A 24,593-nucleotide genomic window follows, 5' to 3' on the forward strand; every position below is an offset into this window, starting at 1 on the left:
GGGATCCGGCCCTCCTCGACGTATCGGCCTCGGGCCCCGCCACGCGGATCTCGCGACCGCACGCGACCTGCTCCCGGGCCCCGGCGTCGTGGTCGGGCCGATCGTGCCCGATTGCGGGCACCTCGGCGCCGACGCGCCGGACCACGCGACGGCGGTGTTCGGCGGCGCGACCGCCGCGACGATGATCCGCTTCCCCTTCTCGGTGATCCTGCACGGCCGCCCATGGGCCGGCCGACCGTCACGCTCGCGAGGCGCGTGACGGTGACGCTCCTCGAGGAGGCGCCCCCGATCCCGCGCGCGAAGGGGCTGCCCCGAGCGCGCCGCGGGGCCGGGACGGGTCTTGGCTGACGGCGAGGCCCGACGGCGCGCGGATCCCCTCCCCGCGCGATCGTCGGACCCGGAAGCGCCGCTACTTCGCCGTGAGCAGCGCCCAGTAGACCTTGTACTTCGAGCCCGGCGCGTAGGCGGTGGCGATCCCCATCCGGGTCGCCCCGGGTGCCAGCATGGTGGCGTCGTGGGGCGGGCTCTCGCGCCAGCCCGAGAAGGCCTCGGCCAGGGTGTGGTAGCCCGCCGAGAGGTTGGCGTTGACGTTCGCGTAGCCGAGCCGCTCGACGGCGGCCTTGACGGTCTGGGCCCGGCTCGGCCGGTCGGCGAGCGCCATGGCGGCCGCCTCGGCCTCGGCGAGGCGCTGCAACTCGGGATCGACCGTCAGCGGCGGCGCGCCGCGGTTGCGGCGATAGGACGAGATCATGTCGCGGGCCGCCTCGACGTCGATATGCGCGCTGTTGCTGGCGAGCGGCAGGTAGATGCTCGGCAGCGCCGCGCTGCTCGGGGGCTGGGCGGCACAGCCGCCGAGCAGCGCCGCCGCCAGCGTGGCCGGGCCGATCATCCGGGTCCCGGTCCTGATCCGGCCGAGCCCGCGCCCCGCATGTCGACCGTCCCGATCGCGTCTCGTCACGACTTACCCATCCCTGCGACGGCCCTGCCGCCCGGGCGGCATATAGGCGCTGCCGGGCGGCCGTGCATCGGACGATTAGGGCTTCCTCAAAGACCGTGCGTCTAAAACTCGACACCGATGACGACCGAGCGTTCCTTGGCCCTGGTGGACTCGTCCCGCGACCGACCCGTCGGCGGGCGCCCCGACCCGTCGGCCGCGGCCGAGGCGGCCGCCGAGGCCGCGGCCGCCTGCGCCCTGCAGCGGGCGATCATCCGTCAGCAGGCCGCCCAGCTGGCCCGGCAGGCGCGCGTCCTGGCGGGCGCCGGGATGGGCCTGTGGTCCTGCCGCCTGCACGACGGCGCCCTCGACTGGTCCGGGGGCGTCCACGACCTGTTCGGCGTGCCCCGGGGCGCGACCCTGCACCGGCCCCGGATCCTGGACCTCTACGAGCCGGCCTCGCGGCGCCTGCTGGAGACGGTCCGGCACCGGGCGATCGCCCGGAGCGGCGCCTTCGTGCTCGACGCCGAGGTGCAGGCCGGAGGCCGGCAACGCTGGATCCGGATCCGCGCCTCGGTCGAGTCCGAGGACGGGCGCCCGACCCGCCTGATCGGAACCAAGCAGGACGTCACCGAGGAGATCGCCCGGCTGGCCGAGCTGAGCCGGCGCGCCGAGTGCGACCCGCTGACCGGGCTGGCGAACCGCCGCGGCTTCGACGCGCAGTTCGCGGCGCAGTTCGACGCGCAGTTCCGGACCCGGACGGCCGGCTCCGGTCCGGATCCCCTCGGCGCCCTGCTGCTGATCGACCTCGACGGGTTCAAGCCGGTCAACGACATCCACGGCCACGCGGCCGGCGACCTGTGCCTCCGGCGAAGTAGCGGCGCTTCCGGGTCCGACGATCGCGCGGGGAGGGGATCCGCGCGCCGTCGGGCCTCGCCGTCAGCCAAGACCCGTCCCGGCCCCGCGGCGCGCTCGGGGCAGCCCCTTCGCGCGCGGGATCGGGGGCGCCTCCTCGAGGAGCGTCACCGTCACGTAGGCATCGCCGGCCTTCTCGGCGGCCTTCTCGGCGGTGTCGAACAGGCGCATCAGCTCGCGCGTCGCCTGCGGCGCGGCGGCGTTGCCGGACACCTTCGGCTGCTTGGCGAGCCACTGCTNCACGGCGCCGAAGCTGTGCGCCGCGATGCGGGCGACCGCCCCGGCAAGCGGCTCCGCGGCGACCGCCATGTGGTGGCCGTTGGCGTGGATCAGCGTCTCGGGATCGGCCATCAGCCCGACATGGCCGCGCCAGAAGACGAGGTCGCCCCGGCGCAGGCCCGCGACCTCCGGGCGCGCGGGGTCGAACGTCAGCGCCCGCCCGAGGGCGCCCTCGGGGGGCGCGGCCGGCTGGATGAAGCGGCTGGCGATCTCGCCCATGGCGCTCTGCATCGTGTCGAGGCCCTGCACGGTGACGATGCTGGAGCCGGGCCCGAGCGGCGGGATGAACCCCGCCCCCGAGAGGGTCGCGAACACCGAGAAGTTCAGGTCGGTCACCACCTTCTGGCCGAGGCTCACGTCGACGATCCAGACCAGCAGCTCGAATTCCAGGAACGGGTCGCCGATCTTCTTGAACACCACCCGGGGCGGGGGCTCCTTCAGGATGTCGGAGTGATTCTGCGCGCAGGCCGTGATCATCTCGGCGGCGCGCACCGGGTCCTGGTTGCGCAGGACGCTGACCGTGATGCTGACGCGCCCGGTCCGGTCGCCCCGCACCCGGTTCTTCACCACCCCGGAGATCAGGTTCGAGTTCGGCACGATCACGGCCGAGCGGTCGAAGGTCTGGATCTCGGTGGAGCGGACCGAGATCCGCTTCACGATGCCCTCGGAATCGCCGATCACCACCTGGTCGCCGACCCGGATCGGGCGCTCCCACAGGAGCAGCAGGCCGGAGACGAAGTTGTTGACGATCGACTGGAGGCCGAAACCGATACCCACCGACAGGGCGCCGGCCACGATGGTGAGCTTCTCCAGGCTCAGGCCGAGATACGAGAAGGCGAGCGCCAGCGCGATCAGGAAGCCGCAATAGCCCGCCACCGTGGTGATCGAGTTGCGCAGGCCCGCGTCGAGGTCGGTGGCCGGCAGGTAGGTGTTCTCCAGCCAGCGCTGCACCCCGCGGGTGATGAACACGCCGACCACCAGGATGCCGATCCCGAAGGCGATGCTCGACAGCGAGATCGTGACGTCCCCGACCTTGAAGCCGAAGAAGGCCTGCCGGACCGACGAGACGATGTCGGTGGAGTCGAGGCCCCAGGGCGCCAGGACCAGGACCGCGGCCGCCAGGAACAGGACGACCCGGGCGGCGCCCGTCGCCAGGACCGAGATCTGGTTGAGCGAGCGCTTGCGCAGGCCGGTATTGGCCTGGAGCGTGGTGGCGAGCCGCGTCTCGTCGCTGAGCGCGCGGCCGACGAAGATGTCGACGCTCTGGACCAGCAGGTAGAGCAGCACGAGGACGGCCGCGTCCCAGATCAGCTGGTCGATCAGGAAGGCCGCGAAGGCGACGTAGCCCACCAGCGCGCCGAGCCCGATCAGGGCCACCGCGGCCCAGCCCAGGAGCCGGGCCGGGCCGCCGATGCCCGTGGTGGTCTTGGTCGGCACGTAGGGGCCGAAACAGGCCTCCTCCTCCTGCTCGGTGTCGGCGAACCGGTGGAGGCCGACCGCCAGGATCAGCGCGGTGGCGACGGCCCCGATGCCCCGCGTGGCGATGGAGATCGGCAGGGCCGCCGAGATCCCGGAATTCAGCGCCTCGACGGACTTCACCACGGTGATCACCGTGGCGATGCCGACGGCGAGCCGGGTCAGGCGCGTGGCCGCCGCGTCGCTCACCGGGGCCGGGCGCCAGGCCGGCTTCTCGGGGCTGAGCAGCCCGTCGCACAGGGCCTCCACGAAGGCGATGAAGGCGAGGCCGCCGAGGATGGCGGCCGCCACCGGCAGCAGCCGCGACGGCAGCAGGTTGGTGGCGTCGAGGGCGTAGTAGACCGCGTAGGACCCGGCCACGGCCGGCACGGTGCCGAGCAGGATCACCCGCCAGGCGGCGAGCATCACGGCGCGCCGCGACGGGTCGGCCTTGGCGGCGTCCCGGCGGGCGCCCTTGGGGGCGATGTTGCGCCGGCCGAAATACAGCGCCACCGAGATCCCGAAGGCGAGGCCCAGGACCAGCAGGTTGGCGAGGCTGCCGTTGCGGGAGAACAGCAGCCCGATATCCGACACGGCGCTCTGCAGGGCGCGCGTGTCCCGGGGGACGTCGCCCATCACCTTGGTCCAGAGACCGGGGCCGACCAGCGGCTGGGAGCGCTGGAGCAGGTCGCGGGTGAAGGATTCGCGGCGGCGGTTCGAGACCCGGTCGACGATCTGGTCGCCCTGCACCACCAGGGAGCGGGCCAGCCGCTGGGTCTCGTCGATGCGGGTGACGGCGGCCTCGCGCTCGGCGCGCTCGGCGGCGACGTCGGCGCTCTCCTGGGTGTCCTTCGGCTTCGGCCCGAGCTGGGCCAGGCGCTCGCGCGCGGCCTCCAGCGGCGCGTCGAGCCGGGTGACCAGGGTGCGGATCTCGTCGGTGACCGTGACGGCGCTGTCGCGGATGGCGGTGAGGTCGGCCACCGTCAGCTCCGTGTGGCCGAGCTGCTTCTCGCGGGCGTCGAGCTCGGCCTTGGCGGCGTCGAGCTTGGCCCGGACCTTCTTGAACTGCTCGGGAACCTCGGCCTTGGCGGCCGGCGGGGGCGCGGGCTTCGTGTCGGGTGCCTTCGTGTCGGGTGCCTTGCCGTCCGCGGGCTTGGCCTCGGGCGCGGCCTTCTCGGGCGCGGGCTTCTCGGGCGCGGCCTTGGCGTCCGCGGGCTTGTGATCCGCGGGCTTCTGATCGGGAGACTTGGCGGCGGGCGCCGGATCCTGGGCGAAGGCCGGCAGGGTCAGGGCCGCCGGGGTTGCGAACACCAGCGCGGCGAGCAGGGCGAGTGCGCGGGAGGGGCGCGGGGCGCCCTCCGGCTTCCGGGTCCGCGCTGGGATACGATGCATGAGCAACCTCTCGTCGGGCGCGCGGCGGCCGGCCGGGGTCCGGCATCGGCGAATCGGCGGCGATCGGGGACCGGGCGGGCCTCCTGGCGGCCGGGCGCTCTGGGCGAGCAATAGGGCGAAACCGTGCCCCTGCCCACCCCGGGCGGATCCCGCTTCCTCGCGCCCGCTGTGGGTGCGTCCCCGGGACTCATCCGGAAAAGCTTCACAAGGGTGTCACGCTGGGATTAGATGAACACCTGATGGACAGGGCCTTTTCGTTGCTACGCGAAAGGGCGCGGCCGGTGGCGATACCGGCCCGGCCCGGCCGCGTTCCGGATGCTACCGCATCGACCGGCGCCCCCGCGCGCCGGCCCGCCGCCCTGTTGTTCCCTCCGCCTCTCCCGTCAAGCCGTCGCTCCGCGCGCCGGCTCGTCCTGCATCGGCCCCGGGCCGGTTCGGACGGGCCGGCGGGGCGGCGGCATGGTCCCGCGCGTCCCACGCGCCAGAGCTAGTCCGAAGAGTCGCGCCGATGATGGATCTCCAAACCCTCGTCCTCAACGCGGATTATCGGCCGCTCTCGTACAATCCGCTCTCCCTCTGGTCGTGGAAGGACGCCTTCACGGCCCTGTTCCTCGACCGCGTCACCCTGGTGGCGAGCTACGACGTCGAGGCGCGCTCGCCCTCGCGGTCGCTGCGGGTGCCGAGCGTGGTGGCGCTGAAGAACTACGTGGCGCTGGCCCGGAGCCCGGCCTTCACCCGCTACAACATCTACCTGCGCGACGGTTTCAGCTGCCAGTATTGCGGCCTGCGGCTGCCCTCGGGCGGCCTGACCTTCGACCACGTGGTGCCGCGCTCCCGGGGCGGCCTGTCGAGCTGGGAGAACGTCGTGGCGGCCTGCTCGCCCTGCAACCTGCGCAAGGCCAACCGCACGCCGGACGAGGCGGACATGCCGCTGATGACCGAGCCCCGGCGGCCGACGCGCTACGAGCTGCACCACCGGCAGCCCGAATTCGACCACCGGCAGTACCACCACACCTGGCTCGACTACCTGTACTGGGACAGCGAGCTGGAGAGCTGAGAGCGGAGCGGAGGCGTCACCAGGCCGGCGCGACGCGGGGCGGCTCGTTGTACATCGGGAGATTGTGGTTGCGCGGCAGGTAATCCCGCACCAGCACGGGCGGGGGGATAGCGGGCACCGGGCGCACCCGCACGATCCGGCGCGTCGGGTGATGCGCCCCGCGGCGCTCCGCGAAGGCCGGCCCGTGGACGAGCACGAGACCGGCGAGCAGCGCGGCGCGCGACGTCAGGGGCCACAGCCTCAAGAGACGGTCAGTCATGGTCAGGATCCGGCCGGCGCGGGAGGAAGGGTCAGAACTTGACGGCCGCGCCACCCCGGACGGTGTTCAACTCGGCGTTGTGACCGTTGAAGTCCTGGAACCGCACGTACTGGTACTCGCCGCGCACCAGGATGTTGGGCGTGACGGCGTATTCGAGGCCGAAGCCGAGGGCGACGCCGCCGATGGTCTTGGTCCGGGCATTCGCCGTCAGCGTCGTCGGCCCGAGCGGGACGGTCTGTGCGCCCTGTCCCGCCGGCGTCGAGTTGTTGAGCGGGAAGTTCGGATTGAAGCTGGCGTAGCCGTGTTGGTAGACGGCCGCGGGCTGCCCGGTGGTCAGGGCCTGGTTCGCCGCGTAGGTGGTGGCGCTGTAGCCGTAATTCTGCACCGCCACGGTGTCGTTGATCGTGACGCGGCCGATCGCGGCACCGGCGGTGACGTAGGGGAGCAGGTTGCCGAACGCGTAGCCGGCCCGGCCCCGGATGGTGCCGTAATCCTCGATCCGCGTGTTCGAGGTCCCGGACAGATTCACGTCCTCGGAGTTACCGCCGGCGGTCGTCATGATGCGGCCGATACGGTTGGTCGACCAGCTGTTCTGATCCGTGTGCGTGTAGTCGGCCTCGATACCGAGGACGATGTCGTCGAACTGAACATTGTACCCGGCGAAGGCACCGAAGCTCGCCCCGTGCGTCCGCGTGCCGGGGAGCGACAGCAATTTCGAGACGGTGAATTCGCTCTCGATGTCGCGGTTGCTGAAGTAACTCGCCAGCGTGGACTGCATCGCGTTGCGCTGCGACAGGCCGCCCGACGTGAGGCCGCCGTGGCCGCCGACATACACGCCGCTCCAGTCGACCACCGGAGCCGGGACCGGGTCGTAATCGGCGCCGCGCAGGTAATCGTAGTCCAGATCGGCGGCGCGCGCGGTGTTCACGCCGCAGAGACCGAGAACCGCCAGCAGCGGGAAGGTGACGGTACGCATCGGGATCGTCCTGGGACGGAAAGAGACGGACGGCGGATCGAGCCTCGACACGGTGATATGCCGGTAACCTTAATTCTCCGTTGCTCGACCGGGACAGGCCCGTCCCGATCCGGGGATGTCAGTCCCGGCGCTTCGTGACGGATACTGGCTCGGGCAAGAACTGCCCGAGAACTGGCCAAAAATCGGCCCCGTCGCAGCCGGGCGCCGGAACGCGAAACGGCGCGGAGAACCTCCGCGCCGCCGTCGTCCGTCAGGGGGATCGCAGTCGAGGCGCGATCAGTACTTGCGCACCAGAGGGCCGGGGATCGGCTCCGGCATCAGCGGCGGCAGCGGGGCCGCCACGAAGCCGCCGAGGTAGTAGCGCAGGCCGATCTTCACGTCGTGCGCCTCGATGTCCTTCACTTTGATCGCCTGCAGGCTGCCGGTGCAGCAGGGCTCAAAGCCCGCGCCGGTCTGCGCCTTGCCGAGGTTCAGGTAGCGGTAGGCCAATTCGATCTTCAGCGCGTCGGTCACGTTGTAGGCCAGACCGGCGTGGAGCGCCCAGGCGAAGCTGCCGCTGGTCTTGTCCTTGTAGAACTTGCTGCCGCTGTTGGTGTTGTACACCGCGTTGCCGTTCGCGTCGTAGACCGGCGCGTAGTTGTAGGAGGGTTGTCCGCAGCCGCAGCCGTAGATCGGGTTCCCGTAATCGTAGCCGTAGGTCGGGCTGGTGAACTGCTGGTTGGTCGAGTAGCTCGAGACGTGGTTGAACGCGTAGCCGACGCCGCCGCCGATGAACGGCGTGATGCCGTACCACGTGCCGAGGTCGAAATAGGCGTTGGCGAGCACCACCGCCGAGTCGAGGTTGCCGCTCGACTTGTTCACGCCGTACGAGCCGAGTCCGTTATCGAAATCCGGACCTTTGTAGTACTCGCTGCCGCGCAGGCCGGTGGAGTAGCGGTACTCACCGGTGATGTCGCCGCGCAGGAACGGGGTGAACTGGTAGCCGACGCCGACGCCCGCGAAGCCGCCGCCGCCGACCGCGTTGCCGAAGGCGCGGTTGGACTCGGCGTAGCCGGTATAGTCGTAGGCGTCGCTGTAGCGCGGGCGGGTGTAGATGCTGGCGCCGACGTCGCCGCGCAGGTACCAGCCGCCGCCGACCTCGATCGGCGGGGGCGGCGGGGGCGGAGGCGGCGGGAGCATCAGATCCGCGGCCGCGGCGAGGCAGGGCGCGCCGACGCTCGCCGCGAGCGTCAGGCTACGCACCAAAGCGTTCAGCTTGGAGCGGGCCATGGAGATTCCTTCACTGGACTCGTGAGCCGGACGCGCGGCGCGCGGTCCCGGGGTACGAGGCGAGGATGGAAGCAACGTCTTAAATCCGGCTTAACGTTAAATGTTAGCCTTGCGCATCCGTTGCCGAGCTGTCGAAACGGTCCTCCGGGTGAGACTTGCTTGTTTCCGCTGCGTCGCGTCGCCGGGTTGGCGCAGTTCATCTGTCGGGGAAGGGTCGCATGAGCGGCCCGATTATCGTCGTCCGGTCGCCCGGGCCGCGCGGGGGCTGACGCCAGCATGGGTCCCGAGGACGTGCGCATCCTGGCGCTGATGCTGCCGGAGACGGTGGCGGGCGCCCACAGCGGCAACCCGGATTTCCGGGTCGGCGGCCGGGTCTTCGCGACCCTCTGGGTCGAGGAGGCGCGGGTGGTGCTGCGCCTCGCGCCCGCCGATCAGGCCGCCCTGTGCGAGGCCGAGCCGGACCTGTTCGCGCCGCTCGACGGCGCCTGGGGGCGTCGGGGCTGGACCAATCTCGACCTCGACCTCTGCGCGGAGGAGACCCTGCGCGCGGCGCTGCTGGGGGCGTGGCGGATGACCGCCCCCGCCGAGCTGCGCGCCGCCTACGCTGACCTGGGCTGACCTGGGCTGACCCTGCGGCACGGCGCGGCTCGCCCGGTCCCTGGCGGTCGGGCGAGCCGGGTATGCGGGCCGCTCCGAGGCTCCGGCCTCAGGCCGCCGCGCGGGTGACGGCGTCCACCACCTCGTCGACCACCGCGTTGACGAGGCCGCGGTCGTCGCCCTCGGCCATGACGCGGATCACCGGCTCGGTGCCCGACGGGCGGATCACGAGGCGGCCGGCATTGCCGAGCCGCTCGCGGGCGTGCTCGATGGCGCTGACCACGCTGTCCTCGCGCAGGGGCTCGCCGCTCCGGTAACGGACGTTCTTGAGGATCTGCGGCAGCGGGTCGAAGCAGTGGCAGACCTCGCTCACGGGCCGGTTCTGCCGCTGCACCACGCTCAGCAGCTGCAGGGCCGCCACGAGGCCGTCGCCGGTGGTCGTGTAGTCCGACATGATGATGTGGCCGGACTGCTCGCCGCCGAGATTGTAGCCGTGCGCCCGCATGTGCTCGAGGACGTAGCGGTCGCCCACCGCCGTGCGGGCCAGGGTCAGGCCGAGGCCGCCGAGAAAGCGCTCCAGGCCGAGATTCGACATGATCGTCGCCACCACGCCCGGCTGCGTCAGGCGCTCGTCCTCCTTCCAGGAGCGCGCCACGACGGCCATGAGCTGGTCGCCGTCGACCACCTGGCCCTTCTCGTCCACGATCAGCACCCGGTCGGCGTCGCCGTCCAGCGCGATACCGATATCGGCCCTGCGCTCGCGCACCATGTCGATCAGGGCCGCGGGCGCGGTCGAGCCGACATCCCGGTTGATGTTGAACCCGTCCGGCTCGGTGCCGATGGCGATGACCTCGGCGCCGAGCTCCCACAGGGTCTCGGGCGCGACCCGGTAGGCCGCGCCGTTGGCGCAGTCGACCACGACCCGCAACCCGTCGAGGGTCACCTGCCGCGGCAGGGTGCGCTTGGCGAACTCGATGTAGCGGGCGTGCACGCTCTCGATGCGCTTGGCCCGGCCGAGGTCGTTCGAGCCGGACAGGCGCTTGTGCATGTCGGCGTCGATCAGCCCCTCGATCTCCTGCTCGATCGCGTCGTTGAGCTTGAACCCGTCGGGTCCGAACAGCTTGATGCCGTTGTCCTCGAACGGGTTGTGCGAGGCCGAGATCATCACGCCGAGATCGGCCCGCATCGAGCGGGTCAGCATCGCCACGGCGGGCGTCGGCACCGGCCCGAGCAGCAGCACGTCCATGCCCACCGAGGTGAAGCCGGCCACGAGCGCGGTCTCGATCATGTAGCCGGAGAGGCGGGTGTCCTTGCCGATCACCACCCGGTGGCGGTGGTCACCGCGCTGGAACACGAGGCCGGCGGCCTGACCGACCTTGAGGGCGAGCTCCGGCGTGATCACGCCGTTGGCCCGGCCCCGGATGCCGTCGGTTCCGAAATACTTGCGCACCATCACGTCTCCGGCGCCCGGTCTCGCGGACGGGCGCAGCTTAGCAGATTCTCGCGCCCGCCGGCGGCTCACCGCGCGGCAGAGTCAACCGGGTGCTCCCCGACAAAGGCGGTCGAAATGGGGCGCCCGGCGCGCTGCAGGAGCCGCGGCACCGAGGCCGAGACCAGCGCGAGGCCCGAGACGGTCAGGAGGCCGAGCACGAGCCGGCGGAAGGCGACCTCGCCGATGCCGAGATAGATCCGGGTGCCGAGCAGCGTCGGGACCAGCATGGCCGGCAGGATCACCGCCAGCATCGGCAGCGTGTCCCGGGTGACGAGCCCCGAGGCGAGATAGGTCGCCAGGGTCACGCTGAGCATCGCGAGGTTGAAGGTCTGGATCACCGCGCGCTGCGCGTCGCGCTCGTAGCGGCGCAGGGTGCACCAGAGCGTCGGCAGCACGCCCGTGAAGCCGCCGAGCCCGCCCATGATCCCGCCGCCGAGGCCCACCGCGGCGTCGGCGAGCCGGCCGCCGGCCGTGATCCGCGGCAGGTTCCGGGACAGCAGCATCGCCGGGCACCAGACCGTCAGCAGGAGGCCGAGGAGCATCTTGAACCAGTCGGCGTCGAGGCGCGGCAGCAGGTAGACGCCGAGCGGGATGCCGGCGAGGCCGCCGAGGATGAAGGGCGCGAGGCGCGCCGGGTCGAACCCGCGCCGGACCGAGACCACGGCGATGACCTGGCCCGTGAATGCGCCGGAGACGGCCAGCACGGCGGCGAGCTGCGGGTCGATCACCCAGGCCCAGAACGACAGGGCCGTGAGCCCGAAGGCGAAGCCCGACAGGCCCTGCACGAAGCCGGCGACGACGGCGCCGAGGGCGACGACGAGATAGGTCGAGACCGGCATCGGGATCCAACTGCGGCCCGTGGAACGGCTTCTGTGTTTCCGATTCGGCGAACGGCGCCGAGCCTCCGGCCAAGCTGACGACATCGATCCGCCGACAGGGGAACCGGTTTGTCATGGATGCGAGGGGCCGCTCCCTCCGTCGCGATGCGCCGATGATCGCGCATCGCTGGCGCAGACCGACGCGTATCGGGGAGCACAGCGCGCCCCCTCTCCCGTGCGGGAGAGGGGACCCGCGCCCGGGCCTGACAGCGCAATGCCGACGCAGGCATCGAAGCGGCACGTGGGTCGGAGAAGGCTGCGAGGCCCTGACGGCGAGGCCTCCGGTCGCCACACGGCACGAAAAAGGGCGCCTCGCGGCGCCCTCTTCGCTCGTCGGATCCTGCGGCCTCAGGCCTGCGGCTGCGGCTCCAGGCCGCCGTCGCTCTCCTTCGGCCGGCCGCGGCCCGCCGAGGGGACCGAGGAGCCCCGGGCCGGGGTCGGCGGCACGTCGCCGCCGTCGCGGATCGGGGGCTGGCCCTTGAGCAGGTTGCGGATCTCCTCGCCCGAGAGGGTCTCGTACTCGAGGAGCCCCTGCGCCAGGGCCTCCAGGTCGTCCTTGTGCTCGGCCAGGATGCGGCGCGCCTCCTCCAGCCCGGTCTCGACGAGGCGGCGGACCTCGGCGTCGATCTTCTGGGCGGTCGACTCGGAGACCGATTGCTGCCGGCCCATCGACATGCCGAGGAAGACCTCGTCGTTGTTGTCGCCGTACGCGACGGTGCCGAGCTCGGGCGAGAAGCCCCAGCGGGTCACCATCATCTTGGCGAGCCGCGTCGCCTGCTCGATGTCCGACTGCGCGCCCGAGGTCACCTTCTCGCGCCCGAAGATCATCTCCTCGGCGATGCGGCCGCCCATCATGATCGCCAGCCGCGAGGTCATCTGCTCGAAGCTCATGGAGAGCTTGTCGCGCTCGGGCAGCTGCATGACCATGCCGAGGGCCCGGCCGCGGGGGATGATGGTCGCCTTGTGGACCGGGTCGGTCGCCGGGACGTTCAGCGCCACGATGGCGTGGCCGCCCTCGTGGTAGGCGGTGAGCCGCTTCTCGTCCTCGGTCATGACCAGGGTGCGCCGCTCGGCGCCCATCATGACCTTGTCCTTGGCGTCCTCGAACTCGTGCATCGTGACGATGCGCTTGCCGCGGCGGGCCGCCAGCAGGGCCGATTCGTTGACGAGGTTCATCAGGTCGGCGCCCGAGAAGCCCGGGGTGCCGCGCGCGATGGTCTTCAGGTCGACGTCGGGGGCCAGCGGCACCTTGCGGACGTGGACGCGCAGGATGCGCTCGCGGCCGGTGACGTCCGGGTTCGGCACCATGATCTGGCGGTCGAAGCGGCCGGGCCGCAGCAGGGCCGGGTCGAGCACGTCAGGGCGGTTGGTCGCCGCGATGATGATCACGCCCTCGTTGGCCTCGAACCCGTCCATCTCCACGAGGAGCTGGTTGAGGGTCTGCTCGCGCTCGTCGTTGCCGCCGCCGAGGCCGGCGCCGCGGTGGCGGCCGACGGCGTCGATCTCGTCGATGAAGATGATGCAGGGCGCGTTCTTCTTGGCCTGCTCGAACATGTCGCGCACGCGGCTGGCGCCGACGCCCACGAACATCTCGACGAAGTCGGAGCCCGAGATGGTGAAGAACGGCACGTTGGCCTCGCCGGCGACCGCCCGGGCGATCAGGGTCTTACCGGTGCCGGGCGGGCCGACGAGCAGCACGCCGCGCGGGATCCGGCCGCCGAGTCGCTGGAACTTCTGCGGGTCGCGCAGGAATTCCACGATCTCCTGGAGATCCTCCTTCGCCTCCTCGACGCCGGCGACGTCGTCGAAGCTGACGCGGCCGTGGGCCTCGTTCAGGAGCTTCGCCTTCGACTTGCCGAAGCCCATGGCGCGGCCGGCGCCCGACTGCATCTGGCGCGACAGGAAGATCCAGGCGCCGATGAAGACGAGGATCGGCAGCCAGCTCACCAGCAGCTGGATGAACCAGGGGGTGTTGTCGGAGGGCGGGCGGGCGGTGATCGTCACGCCCTTGCCCTGGAGCTTGGAGACCAGGCTCGGGTCGTTCGGGGCGTAGCTCGTGAAGTTGCCGCCGCCGACATAGGTGCCGGACACGTCCTGCCCGGAGATCACCACCGACTGGATCTTGCCGGAATCGGCGTCGTTCAGGAGCTGGCTGTAGGCGATCTCGCTGCCGCCGCCCCGGTGACCCGGGTTCTGGAACAGGGTGACCAGGGCCAGCACCAGCAGGAAGATGACGACCCACAAGGCAAAGTTGCGAAAATTCGGGTTCATCGATCAATCCTTGGCGCGTGCGACCCCCAGGACGGACATGCCACGCGGCTCTTCCGGTCCATCCGTGCACACCTCGCCAATGTAGGCGGGGGGCTCTCCCTTGCCAAGTAATTCAGGGCCCCCTGCGGCGAGGGCAGCACCGGCCGGCCCGTGTCGGCGCGGCGGGGCCGGGGCGAGGCTCACGGTTCCGCCCGCGTCGGCGGAGACCAGAAACCCCGCCAGGGTGCGGCGGACCGGCTCCCGACGGCGCAGGGCCGGCAGGAGCGATTCGAGGACGAGGGTCTCCAGGCGTTCGAGGCGGCGGGGCGCCGCGCCGGCACGGGTCAGGGCGCGGTCGAGGCAGCGCAGCGCCACGGCGTCCGGCAGGTCCGCCAGCGCGGGTCAGGCCCTCGCGTTCCAGGACCTGCCAGGCCGCGCGCAGGCGGCCGCGGGCGAAGCGCGGGTCGCCGTTGGCGGGATCGCGCAGATACGGGAGGCCCCGGGCCTCGCACCACGCCACCAGGGCGGATTTCGGCAGGTGCAGGAAGGGCCGTCCGAGGGTCAGGCCCGGGGCGAGGTCCCGCTCGGCGCGCATGCCGGCGAGCCCGGCGGGGCCGCTGCCGGCCGCGAGCCGGATCAGCACCGTCTCGGCCTGGTCATCCCGCGTGTGGCCGGTCAGAACGAGGCCCGCGCCGACCGCCTCGGCCTGGGCGGCGAGGAGTGCGTAGCGGGCCGTGCGGGCCGCGTCCTGCAGGCCGGTGCCGGGCTTCGCGCCCGCCCAGGTCAGGATCGCGTGGGGCAGGCCCAGCGCCCGGGCGGCGCGGCCGACGCCCTCGGCCTCCGCGCCGGAATCCGGCCGCAGGCCGTGATCCACGGTGGCGACCCGCAGGGACGCGCCGGTCGCGTCGCGAAGGTGCGCGGCGGCGTGCATCAGGGCGCTCGAATCGGGACCGCCCGAGACGGCGAGGAGCACGGCCCGCCCGCCGCGCGCGGCCGGGTCGAGCCAGGGACGGAGGGCGCCGAGGACCGGGTCGCCCGGGTCGCTCAGGCGCCGCAGCGGGCGCGCTTCTGCTCGCGGGCGACGCCCTGGCGGACGCCGCTGCCGGCATTCGGGAACTTGCGGTCGAGCTCGGCCAGAGTCGCGCAGGCCTGCTCCCGGGCGCCGAGCGCGTTGAGCGTGACGCCGAGCTTCAGCATGGCGTCGGGCGCCTGGGCGGAGCGGGCGTAGTCGGTCGAGACCTTCAGGAACTGCTCGGCGGCCTCGCGGTTGCGGCCGCGGGCGAGGTAGCTCTCGCCGAGCCAGTAGGTCGCGCCGGCGACGCGGTTGTCGCGCGGGTGCGACTGGATGAACTGGCGCAGGCCCATCTCGGCCTGCTCGTACTGCTTGGCGCGGTACAGCTCGACCGCGGCGTCGTAATCGGCGGCGGGATCGCCCGTCCGGGTCGCCGCCACGCTCTCGGAGGGCCGAACCGGGATCGCCCCGGTCCGGGCCGGCGGCCGCAGGTCGACCGGATCGTCGTAGCCGGAAGTCCCGGCCTCCGCGTCCTCCTCGCCGGACTCGTTGATCGCGCCCTGGGGCAGGCGCTGCGGCCGGGGCGTCGCCTCCGCGGCCTCCTCGGCCGCGCGGGGCGGCAGCGGCGCGGAGGGCTGCGTGCTGCCGAGCTGCATCGGGGTGCCCGGGGCCCCGGGGGATTGCGACGGGTCGAAGGCGTCGCCGCGCTTGCCGGGGCGGCCGGCGCCCGGATTGCCGCCGTTGACGGGTCCCGACGGCGCCGGGGCCGCCGAGGGCTTGCCGCCCTTGCCCTCGTTCAGGCGGAACTCGACGTCCTCCTGGAACTTGCGCAGCTGCTCCTTGAGCTGGCGGTTCTCGTACTGGAGGGTCTCGATCTGTCCGGCCATGAGCCGGGACTGGTTCTCGATGCGGCCGAGGCGCACCACCAGCTCGGAGGCGTCCTGCGCGGCGGCCGGGTGGCCGAGGAGCACGGCACCGAGGGCGGTGGCGAGGGCGAGGCGGGTGCGAAGGCGGGCGGGCATGGTTCGGCTGCGGTCCGGTGTCGGCGCGAGGCCCTAGCAGATGCGCCGCACCGCGGCAAAACTGCGGCGCGGGTCGAAGGCAGTGATCGAAAGCATCGATCGGAGGCGGCCGGAAGCCGCCTCCGGAGAAGGGTGACGCGGCGGCTTACGCGCCGGCGCCGCGGTCGAGGACGATCACCGCGCGGCGGTTCTGCGACCAGCAGGAAATGTCGTTGCACACCGCCACCGGCCGCTCCTTGCCGTACGACACCGTCCGCATGCGGTTGCCCGCGATGCCCCGGGTGGCGAGGTAGTCGTTCACCGCCTGGGCCCGGCGAGCGCCGAGGGAGAAGTTGTACTCGCGGGTGCCGCGCTCGTCGGCGTGGCCCTCGATGATGAAGGTGTAGCGCGGGTAGCGCTGCAGCCACGCGGCCTGCTTGTCGAGGGTCGCGGTCGCGGTTGGCGTCAGGTCGGTGGAATCCGACTCGAAGAAGACCCGGTCGCCGATATTGACGACGAAGTCCTGCGCGCTGCCCGGGGTCGCGGCGCCCGCCCCGAAGGCGGAGGCGTCGGCGAGGTCCTTGTCGTTGCTGCAGGCGCCCAGGCCGAGGGCGGCGACGAGCGCGAGGCCGAGGGCGGCGGCGCGGAAACGCTGGGGCATGGTCTGAAAAACTCCTCGAGCGGTGCCGAAGGCCGGCTGCTGGTCTTCGAGGCGGGTCCGCGTATTCCTGGCGCCGTTGGTAGGCGGGGTTGGTTAAGCGACGGTTCCGCCGGGCGGCGCCGGGGCGTGGTGACGGCCCGCACTGATCGACGGCGTGCGCTGACGCACCCGGGACGCGCCCCGAATGCGGCGGCGGCGGGGCGGCGGGCCGCGACGCGCCATTTCGGCCGTCCCGGTTGCGGCGCGGCAACAGGCGCCGGGCCTCGCCGCTACGGGTCCGGGCGGGCCTTTAAGAGATCCTCAACCCTATCGCCCCCTTAATCGGCGGGCCGAACACCGGACCTCCCGCATGCGCCCCGCCCAGAGCGTCCTCATCGTCGAGGACAGCTACCTGCTCCTCGAGATCGTCGCGAGCCTGTGCGAGACACACGGCATCCGGGTGATCGAGGCCTCCACGGGCGAGGCCGCGCTGACCGTCCTGCGCGACCGCGGCGCGGCGGTCGACTGGCTGTTCACCGACATCCACCTGCCCGGGCTGATCGACGGCTGGACGGTGGCCCACGCGTTCCGGGCGATCCACCCGGACCGGCCGGTGGTCTACACCTCGACCGACACGGACGGCCGCAGCGGCGTGCCGGGCAGCCTGTTCCTGCGCAAGCCCTTCCAGATGCAGGAGGTCAACCGGCTGGTCCGGATGATGGTCGAGGGCCTCGGCGCGGCCGGCGCCGACGGCCAGCTCTGCGCGGCGGGCTGAGCTCCGGGGGCCGGCCTCAGCCGCCCCGGAACAGCGCGACGATCTCCGGCGCGGCGAGCCACGCCTCGACCCGCGGGCAGGCGAGATCCCCGGGAGGCATCGCGTCGTAGAGGGCGAAGCTCGCCGCGACGAAGCCCGGCAGGTCGTAGAGCACCGGGAAGTCGTCGCCCCGCGGCTTGGTCTTGAACAGGTACGCGCCGGTCAGGCCGAAATGCTCGGCGATGGGCGGGTAGATCGGCCAGACCACGTCCTGGGCGAGCTCGTCGCCGAGGTAATCCTCGATCTCCACGGGCTCGGGCGCGAGCCCGCTCTCCTGCAGCAGCCGCCGGGCGATGTCGCCGAGGACGTGGACCTTGGGATGGTTCATCAGGTGCATGAAGGCGCCGCGGCGCGCCCAGCGGGTCACCTCGCGCTCCAGCCCGAAACCCAGGGCGTCGGCCGCGCCGACGAGCTCGCGCACGGCCGGGTCCCAGTGGTCGAGGTAGCCCAGGCGGGCGAACACGTCCTCGCGGAACAGGCCGGCGGTGCGGCCGGAATCGAGGCCGAGCCGGTGGGCGGTCAGCACGATCGCCGAGTGGTACTGGCCGAGCGGCGACGGCGTCAGCTTCAGCGCGGCGAGGTCCGAGGCCTGGCCGACATAGACCATGTCCGGGTGGAAGGCCGAGAACACGATCGACGGGAACAGCTTGAGCCGCGGGTCGGCCGCGCGCACAGTGGCGACGTCGCCGCCCGGGATCAGCCCGGCCGGGAAGGCCTGCGAGAAGACGTGGTCGTGGGCGCGCAGGGTCCGGATCAGGCCGTCGACATGGCCGTGGTCGCGCCTCAGCGAGCCCATGGGCAGGTAGCGGACCGGGCTCTTCGGCGCGAGCAGGCGCATGGCCCGGGCGATGCCCCGGGCCTGGCAATTGCCCAGCACCGCGATGCTCGGCCCGTCACGGGTCGTGGCGGCGCGGGCGCGGTTCCGCCATGGTGTCGCCCAGGTGGGGGCCCAACGGGTAGGCGCCCAATCGGGCGCCGAGCGGGTGAACGCGCTGCGGGCGCGCCGGGGCAGGTCGTTCAGGGCCACGTCGCGTGCCGGTGTCACCGGACGGGACAGCGCCCCCGAGGGCCTGTCGCCGTCGTGAAGAAGAGGGTTCGAAGATGGCGTTGAATCCGTATACGGGTCTACCGGCCGAGCGATTCTGGCGCAAGGTCGTCACCAACGTGCCGCCCTTCGCGGTCAATCCGCACCCGAAGGACACCTTCGTGATCGGGCCGACCGACAAGGTCGCCACCGGCGGCTCGTGCTTCGCGCAGCGGGTGGCCGAGGCGGTGCGCGGCGCCGGCTTCAACTATTACCTGACCGAGCCGCCGACCCCCGGCATGAGCGCCGAGGAGGCCAATGCCCGCCAGTTCGGCACGTTCTCGGCGCGCTACGGCAACCTCTACTACACGCGCCAGTTCGTGCAGCTGTTCGACCGGGCCTACGGGAGGTTCGAGCCGGAGCTGAAGGCGTGGCTGCGCGACGATGGCCGCTACGTCGACCCGTTCCGCCCCACGGTCGAGCCCGCGGGCTTCGCCAGCGAGGCCGAGGTGGTCGCGGCGCGCGACGCGCACCTCGCCGAGGTGCGCCGCCTGTTCGAGACGCTCGACGTGTTCGTGCTGACGCTCGGCCTCACGGAAGGCTGGCGCTGGCGGGCCGACGGCGCGGCGCTGCCGCTCGCCCCGGGCGTCGCGGGCGGCACCTTCGACCCCGAGCTCTACGAGTGCGTGAACGCGGGCGCGGGCGAGGTCCTCGGCGACCTCAACGGCTTCCTCGACCGGCTCTGGAGCGTGAACCCGAAGGCACGGGTGATCTTCACGGTCTCGCCGGTGCCGATGATCGCCACCTACATGGACCGGCACGTGATGGAGTCGAACAGCTACTCCAAGTCGGTGCTGCGGGTGGCGGCCGGCGAGGTGGTCGGCCGCGGCGACCCGCGGGCGGTCTACTTCCCCGCCTACGACATCGTCACGAGCAACGTGAATGCCGGGCGCTACTACAACGAGGACCAGCGCACCATCAACGACGCGGGCGTGCGCCACGTCATGCGCCTGTTCCTGGCGACCTTCGCGCGCGACCGGGTCTCGCCGGCGCCGACCCACGCCCCCGTCGACCTCGCGGCCGAGTTCGAGGGCAATGCCGGCGTGATCTGCGACGAGGAGGAGATCGAGCGCAGCGTGGCGTAAGGCACCGGGTTTGCCTCCGGGCGGGCGTTTCGGGCAAGCTCGGCCGGCCCGGGCGCCCCGCCCTTCCGGAGACGAACCCCTTGAGCCTGCCCCCGCCCCGCCAAGCCGACCACGCCATCGATCCGGTCTTCGTGAAGCGGCACTCGCCCCGCGCCTTCACGGGCGAGGCCGTGCCCGAATCCGAGCTGATGCGGATGATCGAGGCGGCGCGCTGGTCGCCCTCCGCCTACAACTCGCAGCCCTGGCGCTTCCTCTACGCGCTCCGGGGGGACGCCCACTGGGACACGTTCTTCGACCTCCTGGTGCCGGGCAATCAGAAATGGGTGTCCGGCACCGGCGCGATCCTGTTCCTGGTCTCGAACGGGCTCATGAAGGTCGGCGACGAGCTGAAGCCCTCCTACAGCCACTCCTTCGACGCCGGCACCGCCTCGCTGGCCTTCCAGCTCCAGGCGATCCACCAGGGCTGGCACGCCCACGGCATGGTCGGGTTCGACCATGTCCGCGCCCCCGCGGTGCTGCGCCTGCCCGAGAACCACCGGATCGAGGCCGCCTTCGCGGTCGGCCGCAAGACGCCCGAGGCGGAGCTCACCGAGGAGCAGCGGCCCCGCGAGACCCCGAACGGCCGCCGGCCGATCACCGACTTCACCATCGCGGGCCCGTTCCCGCCGGCCGCCGGCTGAGACGGGCCGGAACCCGCTTGCGCGACCGGGGATTGGCTCCGCATCGCGACGTCGTCGCAGGCCCGTGGGCGCCCGCCCTCGGGCTCGACCCGGGCCGGCAGGAAGCCGCCGCCGCGCGCCTCCTGTCGGCCCTCCGACGCTTCGGGAGCTGGCTCATGGATCCGTCCGACACCGCCGCGTCCGACCCGTTCCGGGATGACGGGCCGTTCGATCCCGTCCCCGGGCTGCAGGCCGTCGCCGAGCGCCACGGGGTCAGCCTGGACGCGGTGCGCCACCTGATCCGGGCCCTGGAGCGTGGCCACGGCACGATGGCGCAGTTCGACCATCCCGATCTCGGCGGGATGGGGCAGTGGTTCTCCGGCGGGATGGTGATGGTCGGCCGGATGTTCGACGACGCGCTGAAGGCGCGGGTCGACGCGCTCTGCACCGAGCTGGCCGGGGCGCTCCCGGCGGGCGGCTTCTCGGAGGCCGCGCCCGCCGCGCGCCGGGGCGGCGGCGAGTGGTGGCCGGCCGGCCTCGGGGATCCGGCGAGCACCGGCGCGCAGGACGGTCTGCGCTACGCCTATTTCCCGGACAGAAGGCGGCTCGCCGTCGACGCGGGGTCCGGTGTCGCGCTCTACGACACCGGCGAGCACCGGATCACCGGCGTGTCGCAGGCGAACGGCAGCCTCGGCTTCACGGGACCGGCCGGGGCCGTCGCCCTGGACCGCCTGCGCCGGATCGAGGCGGAGGTCGCCGCGCCGCGCCAAGTGGATCCCAGCCAAGTGGATCCCAGCCGCGTGGATCCCAGCCGAGCGGATACGGCGCAGAGGCCGGCGCCCGCGCCGGACCGCTTTCCCGCGGACGCGGTGCTCACGACCATCGAGCGGCTGGCCGACCTGCACGCGCGCGGCGTGCTCACCGACGCGGAATTCGCGACCAAGAAGGCGGAGCTGCTGGCGCGGCTGTGACCGGCGCCCGACCCGCCGCCGTCGCCCCCTCCGTCCTCGTCCTGGGCGCCGGAGCGCGGCGGAGGCCTCGCAGGATGCGGGCGCGGATCGGACTGGCCGACCCCGGAGCGCCTCAGACGATGCCGACGCGCAGCAGGTCGTGGACGTGCACGATGCCGACCGGCCGACCGTCCGTGACCGCGAAGATCGCCGTGATCAGCCGGCGGTTCATCAGTTCCAGAGCCGCCTGGGCCAGCTTGTGGGGCTCCACGGTCACCGGGTCCCGGGTCATGACCGTCGAGACCGGCGTGTCGAGGAGCGCCGGGCCCATGTGGCGGCGCAGGTCGCCGTCCGTCACGATGCCGACCAAGCGGCCGGCCGCGTCGGTGACGCCGACGCAGCCGTAGCGCCGCGCCGCGATCTCGATCAGCACCTCGGACATCAGCGCGGTCTCGTGGACCAGCGGCATGTCCTGGGGCCCGTGCATCACCTGCTGCACGGTCCTGAGGCGGGCTGCCAGCGTCCCGCCGGGATGCAGGGTGTGGAAGCGCGCCGAGGTGAAGCCGCGCCGCTCCAGGAGCGCCACCGCCAGGGCGTCGCCCAGCGCCAGCTGGATCAGGCTGGAGGAGGTCGGCGCGAGGTCGTGCGGGCAGGATTCCCGCACGCGGGGCAGCTCCAGCAGCACGTCGGCGGCCTTGCCCAGGGTGCTCTCGCCGTTGCGGGTGATGGCGACCAGGGGAATCGAGAACCGGCGGCTGAAGCCGACGAGGTCGGACAGCTCCGCGGTCTCGCCCGACCACGACAGCGCGATGATCACGTCGTCCCGGGCGATCATCCCGAGATCGCCGTGGCTCGCCTCGGTGGGATGGACGAAGAAGGCGTGCGTGCCGGTGGAGGCCAGCGTCGCGGCGATCTTGCGGCCGACATGGCCGCTCTTGCCGATCCCGCTGACGATGACGCGGCCCTTGCTCTGCAGGATCGTCTGCACCGCCTCCTCGAAGGCCGCGCCGAGCCGGCCCTGGAAGGCCGCGCTCGCCTCCTGCAGGGCCGCGATGCCGAGCTGGAGGCTGCGGATCCCGAGGTCGCGGGTGGTGGCGAGATGCGCCGACGGCGCGTCGTAGCGGTCGTCGCGCAGGGCGCTGGAGGCGGGAGCGTTCATCGTTTCCGTTCTGGACCCGTCCGACCGGATCCGGCGCCGAGGGCCGGCATCGGGGATCGGCGCAGCGAGGCGTCTCCGGCGACGCTAGGCAGCCGTCGTGGTTGAAATGTGACGCGGGGACGACGCAGCGCCGCACTCCGGTTGAAGGCGCGCCCGCCGAGGTCCATGCTGCCGGCACGCCGTCCCGCGCCGCGGGCCCCGAGGAGGGCACGAGCCCCATGACCATCCGCTTCCCCGACCCCGATCCCGCGATCCTCGCCCGCCGCGAGGCGATCCTGGCCGGCCTCGCGCCCCTGGTCGCGCCGGAGGCGCTGGTGGTGAGCGAGGACGAGCGCCGAGCCTTCGAGACCGACGGCCTGACCGCATACCGGCAGATGCCGCTGGCCGTGGTCCTGCCCTCCACCACCGCCGAGGTCGCCGCCGTGATGGCCTATTGCCACGCCAACGGCGTGCGGGTCGTGCCCCGCGGCGCCGGCACGTCGCTCGCGGGCGGCGCCATCGCGCAGGCCGACGCGATCATCCTGGGCGTCGGCAAGATGACCCGGGTCCTCGACATGGACTTCGCCAACCGCACCGCCCGGGTGCAGAGCGGCATCACCAACCTGGCGATCTCCGGGGCGGTCAGCCACGAGGGCTTCTTCTACGCTCCAGACCCGTCGAGCCAGCTCGCCTGCACGATCGCCGGCAACATCGCGATGAATTCCGGCGGCGCGCACTGCCTCAAGTACGGCGTGACCACCAACAACCTCCTCGGCGTCACCCTGGTGCTCAACGACGGCACCGTGGTGGAGATCGGCGGCCAGCACCTCGACAGCGGCGGCTACGACCTGCTCGGCCTCGTCTGCGGCTCGGAGGGTCAGCTCGGCATCGTCACCGAGGCGACCGTGCGGATCCTGCGGGCGGCGGAAGGGGCGCGGCCGGTGCTGGTCGGCTTCTCGAAGGTGGAGGATGCGGGCGACTGCGTCGCGGCGATCATCGCGGCCGGGATCATCCCGGTGGCGATCGAGTACATGGACCGCGAGGCGATCCTGATCACAGAGGATTTCGCCCAGGCCGGCTATCCCCGCGACGCCGAGGCGATGCTGATCATCGAGGTCGAGGGCTCGGACGCCGAGTGCGACGCGATGCTGGCGCGGATCGAGACGATCGCCCAGGATTTCCGCCCGACCAGCGTGCGGGTCTCGCGCTCGGAGGCGGAATCGGCCGCGATCTGGAAGGGCCGCAAATCGGCCTTCGGGGCGACCGGCCGGATCTCCGACTACATCTGCATGGACGGCACGATCCCCACCGGCCAGCTCGGGCCGGTGCTGGAGCGGATCGGGGCGATCTGCGCCGAGAAGGGCCTGCGGGTCGCCAACGTGTTCCACGCGGGCGACGGCAACCTGCACCCGCTGATCCTGTTCGACATCAACCGGCCCGGCGAGTTGCAGAAGGCCGAGGCCGCGGGCGACGAGATCCTGAAGCTCTGCGTCGAGGTCGGCGGCTGCCTCACCGGCGAGCACGGGGTCGGCATCGAGAAGCGCGAGCTGATGCGCTTCCAGTACGATCAGGTCGATCTCGAGCAGCAGATGCGGGTCAAGGCGGTGTTCGATCCGGACTGGATGCTGAACCCCGCCAAGGTGTTCCCGCTGGACGGGCGCCTCGCGGCCTGAACCGGGCCGCGCGCCGTTCGCGCCGGACCGCCCGCGGGGTCCGGCCGGGGACGTCCGGCCCGGGGAGGCCGGGTCGAGGCGGTCGCGGCCTTGCGGCGGCCGGAGGTGGCGGCGGAGGTGGCGGCGGCGGGCGCCTCCTCGGCGGGGGCCACCGCCTTGTCGGCCGACGGGGACCGGCCCGGCTGGCCGAGGCCGAGGCTCTTGGCGAGCGCCGAGCGCTGCGCCGAGTAGTTGGCCGAGGTGGTCGGGTAATCGGCCGGCAGGCCGTAGCGCTCGCGGTAGGTCTGCGGATCCAGCCCGTGCTTGGTCAGGTGGCGCTTCAGCGTCTTGTACGACTTGCCGTCGATGAAGCTGACCAGCCCGTCGGGACGGATCGACTTGCGGATCTGGGCGGGCGACGGCCGCTCGACACTCTCGGTCACCGGAGCGGCCGGGCCGGCCCCGATCGTGTTCAGCGCCTCGTGGATGCTCGCGATCAGGGCCGGCAATTCGGCCGAGGGCAGGGAGTTGTTGGAAACGTAGGCCGCGACAACGTCCACGGTCCGCTCGATGAAGTCCAATTGCGATGTCGGCGCAGCTTCTGACATTCTCTCATTCCTCGGCATAAAAGCCTGATGGGCTACCCACTGTTCGCGAGTTAAGACAGCGTCTGAAAAATGCAAGGCGATTCATACAATTATCTGTGATGAGACCGAAGTCTAACTCTGCATCACACGGCGAGCCTTACAGGGTATGGTTGCATTGGCGGCACTTAAGGGACACTTCTGAGGGGCTTTATCGGTGT

19 protein-coding genes and 4 pseudogenes are annotated in these 24,593 nt (G+C 72.1%); 8 read left to right on the plus strand and 15 right to left on the minus strand.

Annotated features, from left to right (window positions below; genetic code table 11):
• Window positions 1–409: 409 nt before the first annotated feature.
• Window positions 410–889 (minus strand): CAP domain-containing protein, encoded by a 480-nt coding sequence (locus MOTC310_RS25310; protein WP_331289230.1) that lies wholly within the window; start codon window positions 887–889, stop codon window positions 410–412.
• 375 nt (window positions 890–1,264) lie between these two features.
• Between MOTC310_RS25310 and MOTC310_RS25315 the strand changes: the two are divergent.
• Window positions 1,265–1,750 (plus strand): annotated as a pseudogene (locus MOTC310_RS25315) (GGDEF domain-containing protein); the annotation flags it as partial.
• 123 nt (window positions 1,751–1,873) lie between these two features.
• On the opposite strand, the gene MOTC310_RS32990 reads toward MOTC310_RS25315, so the two are convergent.
• Window positions 1,874–2,200: a Clp protease N-terminal domain-containing protein gene (locus MOTC310_RS32990; protein ID WP_473753951.1), complete on the minus strand. Its 327-nt coding sequence runs from the start codon at window positions 2,198–2,200 to the stop codon at window positions 1,874–1,876.
• A 96-nt stretch (window positions 2,201–2,296) separates the two neighbouring features.
• Window positions 2,297–4,975, minus strand: a pseudogene (locus tag MOTC310_RS25320) (DUF3772 domain-containing protein); the annotation flags it as partial.
• 508 nt (window positions 4,976–5,483) lie between these two features.
• On the opposite strand from MOTC310_RS25320, the gene MOTC310_RS25325 reads away from it, so the two are divergent.
• Complete coding sequence (locus tag MOTC310_RS25325; protein ID WP_091782538.1) at window positions 5,484–6,032, plus strand: HNH endonuclease; 549 nt, start codon at window positions 5,484–5,486, stop codon at window positions 6,030–6,032.
• Between the two features lie 16 nt (window positions 6,033–6,048).
• Here the strand turns inward: MOTC310_RS25325 and MOTC310_RS25330 are convergent, their stop codons facing one another.
• The 3 genes from MOTC310_RS25330 to MOTC310_RS25340 form a co-directional block, all read right to left on the minus strand.
• Window positions 6,049–6,291, minus strand: a complete 243-nt coding sequence (locus MOTC310_RS25330) for a hypothetical protein (RefSeq protein ID WP_331303752.1) — start codon at window positions 6,289–6,291, stop codon at window positions 6,049–6,051.
• A 31-nt stretch (window positions 6,292–6,322) separates the two neighbouring features.
• Window positions 6,323–7,267: an outer membrane protein gene (locus tag MOTC310_RS25335; protein WP_331303753.1), complete on the minus strand. Its 945-nt coding sequence runs from the start codon at window positions 7,265–7,267 to the stop codon at window positions 6,323–6,325.
• Between the two features lie 276 nt (window positions 7,268–7,543).
• A complete protein-coding gene (locus tag MOTC310_RS25340) occupies window positions 7,544–8,536 on the minus strand; it encodes an outer membrane protein (RefSeq protein WP_331289234.1) in 993 nt (330 codons plus the stop codon).
• Between the two features lie 276 nt (window positions 8,537–8,812).
• On the opposite strand from MOTC310_RS25340, the gene MOTC310_RS25345 reads away from it, so the two are divergent.
• Window positions 8,813–9,154 carry an MmcQ/YjbR family DNA-binding protein gene (locus tag MOTC310_RS25345; RefSeq protein WP_331289235.1) on the plus strand — a complete coding sequence of 114 codons (342 nt, stop codon included), beginning with the start codon at window positions 8,813–8,815 and terminating at the stop codon, window positions 9,152–9,154.
• An 88-nt stretch (window positions 9,155–9,242) separates the two neighbouring features.
• On the opposite strand, the gene glmM is transcribed toward MOTC310_RS25345, so the two are convergent.
• From glmM to pal, 6 genes and pseudogenes are all read right to left on the minus strand, one after another.
• Entirely contained in the window at window positions 9,243–10,583 is a 1,341-nt protein-coding gene (glmM, locus tag MOTC310_RS25350; protein WP_331289540.1) for a phosphoglucosamine mutase, read from the minus strand.
• 68 nt (window positions 10,584–10,651) lie between these two features.
• Window positions 10,652–11,464, minus strand: coding sequence for a sulfite exporter TauE/SafE family protein (locus MOTC310_RS25355; RefSeq protein ID WP_331303754.1), 813 nt, complete (start codon window positions 11,462–11,464; stop codon window positions 10,652–10,654).
• A 387-nt stretch (window positions 11,465–11,851) separates the two neighbouring features.
• A complete protein-coding gene (ftsH, locus tag MOTC310_RS25360) occupies window positions 11,852–13,774 on the minus strand; it encodes an ATP-dependent zinc metalloprotease FtsH (protein WP_331289237.1) in 1,923 nt (640 codons plus the stop codon).
• 3 nt (window positions 13,775–13,777) lie between these two features.
• Window positions 13,778–14,726: pseudogene (tilS, locus tag MOTC310_RS25365) on the minus strand (tRNA lysidine(34) synthetase TilS).
• Between the two features lie 71 nt (window positions 14,727–14,797).
• Window positions 14,798–15,787: a tol-pal system protein YbgF gene (ybgF, locus tag MOTC310_RS25370; RefSeq protein ID WP_331303755.1), complete on the minus strand. Its 990-nt coding sequence runs from the start codon at window positions 15,785–15,787 to the stop codon at window positions 14,798–14,800.
• 145 nt (window positions 15,788–15,932) lie between these two features.
• Entirely contained in the window at window positions 15,933–16,427 is a 495-nt protein-coding gene (gene pal, locus MOTC310_RS25375) for a peptidoglycan-associated lipoprotein Pal (RefSeq protein WP_043346359.1), read from the minus strand.
• A 349-nt stretch (window positions 16,428–16,776) separates the two neighbouring features.
• On the opposite strand from pal, the gene MOTC310_RS25380 reads away from it, so the two are divergent.
• On the plus strand, window positions 16,777–17,181 hold the full coding sequence (locus MOTC310_RS25380) for a response regulator (protein ID WP_331303756.1): 405 nt from the start codon (window positions 16,777–16,779) through the stop codon (window positions 17,179–17,181).
• A 16-nt stretch (window positions 17,182–17,197) separates the two neighbouring features.
• On the opposite strand, the gene MOTC310_RS25385 is transcribed toward MOTC310_RS25380, so the two are convergent.
• A complete protein-coding gene (locus MOTC310_RS25385) occupies window positions 17,198–18,247 on the minus strand; it encodes a WcbI family polysaccharide biosynthesis putative acetyltransferase (RefSeq protein WP_331303757.1) in 1,050 nt (349 codons plus the stop codon).
• Window positions 18,248–18,321: 74 nt separating this feature from the next.
• Here MOTC310_RS25385 and MOTC310_RS25390 point away from each other — a divergent pair, with 74 nt between their 5' ends.
• The 3 genes from MOTC310_RS25390 to MOTC310_RS25400 all read left to right on the plus strand — a co-directional run bounded on the left by MOTC310_RS25390 (window position 18,322) and on the right by MOTC310_RS25400 (window position 21,019).
• Window positions 18,322–19,389 carry a GSCFA domain-containing protein gene (locus tag MOTC310_RS25390; protein WP_331303758.1) on the plus strand — a complete coding sequence of 356 codons (1,068 nt, stop codon included), beginning with the start codon at window positions 18,322–18,324 and terminating at the stop codon, window positions 19,387–19,389.
• Window positions 19,390–19,469: 80 nt separating this feature from the next.
• A complete protein-coding gene (locus tag MOTC310_RS25395; RefSeq protein ID WP_331303759.1) occupies window positions 19,470–20,069 on the plus strand; it encodes a nitroreductase family protein in 600 nt (199 codons plus the stop codon).
• A 155-nt stretch (window positions 20,070–20,224) separates the two neighbouring features.
• On the plus strand, window positions 20,225–21,019 hold the full coding sequence (locus MOTC310_RS25400; RefSeq protein WP_331303760.1) for an SHOCT domain-containing protein: 795 nt from the start codon (window positions 20,225–20,227) through the stop codon (window positions 21,017–21,019).
• Window positions 21,020–21,131: 112 nt separating this feature from the next.
• Here the strand turns inward: MOTC310_RS25400 and MOTC310_RS25405 are convergent, their stop codons facing one another.
• Complete coding sequence (locus tag MOTC310_RS25405) at window positions 21,132–22,157, minus strand: KpsF/GutQ family sugar-phosphate isomerase (RefSeq protein WP_331289244.1); 1,026 nt, start codon at window positions 22,155–22,157, stop codon at window positions 21,132–21,134.
• A gap of 218 nt (window positions 22,158–22,375) precedes the next feature.
• Here MOTC310_RS25405 and MOTC310_RS25410 point away from each other — a divergent pair, with 218 nt between their 5' ends.
• Entirely contained in the window at window positions 22,376–23,809 is a 1,434-nt protein-coding gene (locus tag MOTC310_RS25410; RefSeq protein ID WP_331289245.1) for an FAD-linked oxidase C-terminal domain-containing protein, read from the plus strand.
• 77 nt (window positions 23,810–23,886) lie between these two features.
• On the opposite strand, the pseudogene MOTC310_RS25415 reads toward MOTC310_RS25410, so the two are convergent.
• Window positions 23,887–24,396, minus strand: a pseudogene (locus MOTC310_RS25415) (Ros/MucR family transcriptional regulator); the annotation flags it as partial.
• Between the last annotated feature and the right edge of the window lie 197 nt (window positions 24,397–24,593).

The organism is Methylobacterium oryzae, from assembly GCF_036441375.1.
GTDB lineage: Bacteria > Pseudomonadota > Alphaproteobacteria > Rhizobiales > Beijerinckiaceae > Methylobacterium > Methylobacterium oryzae_A.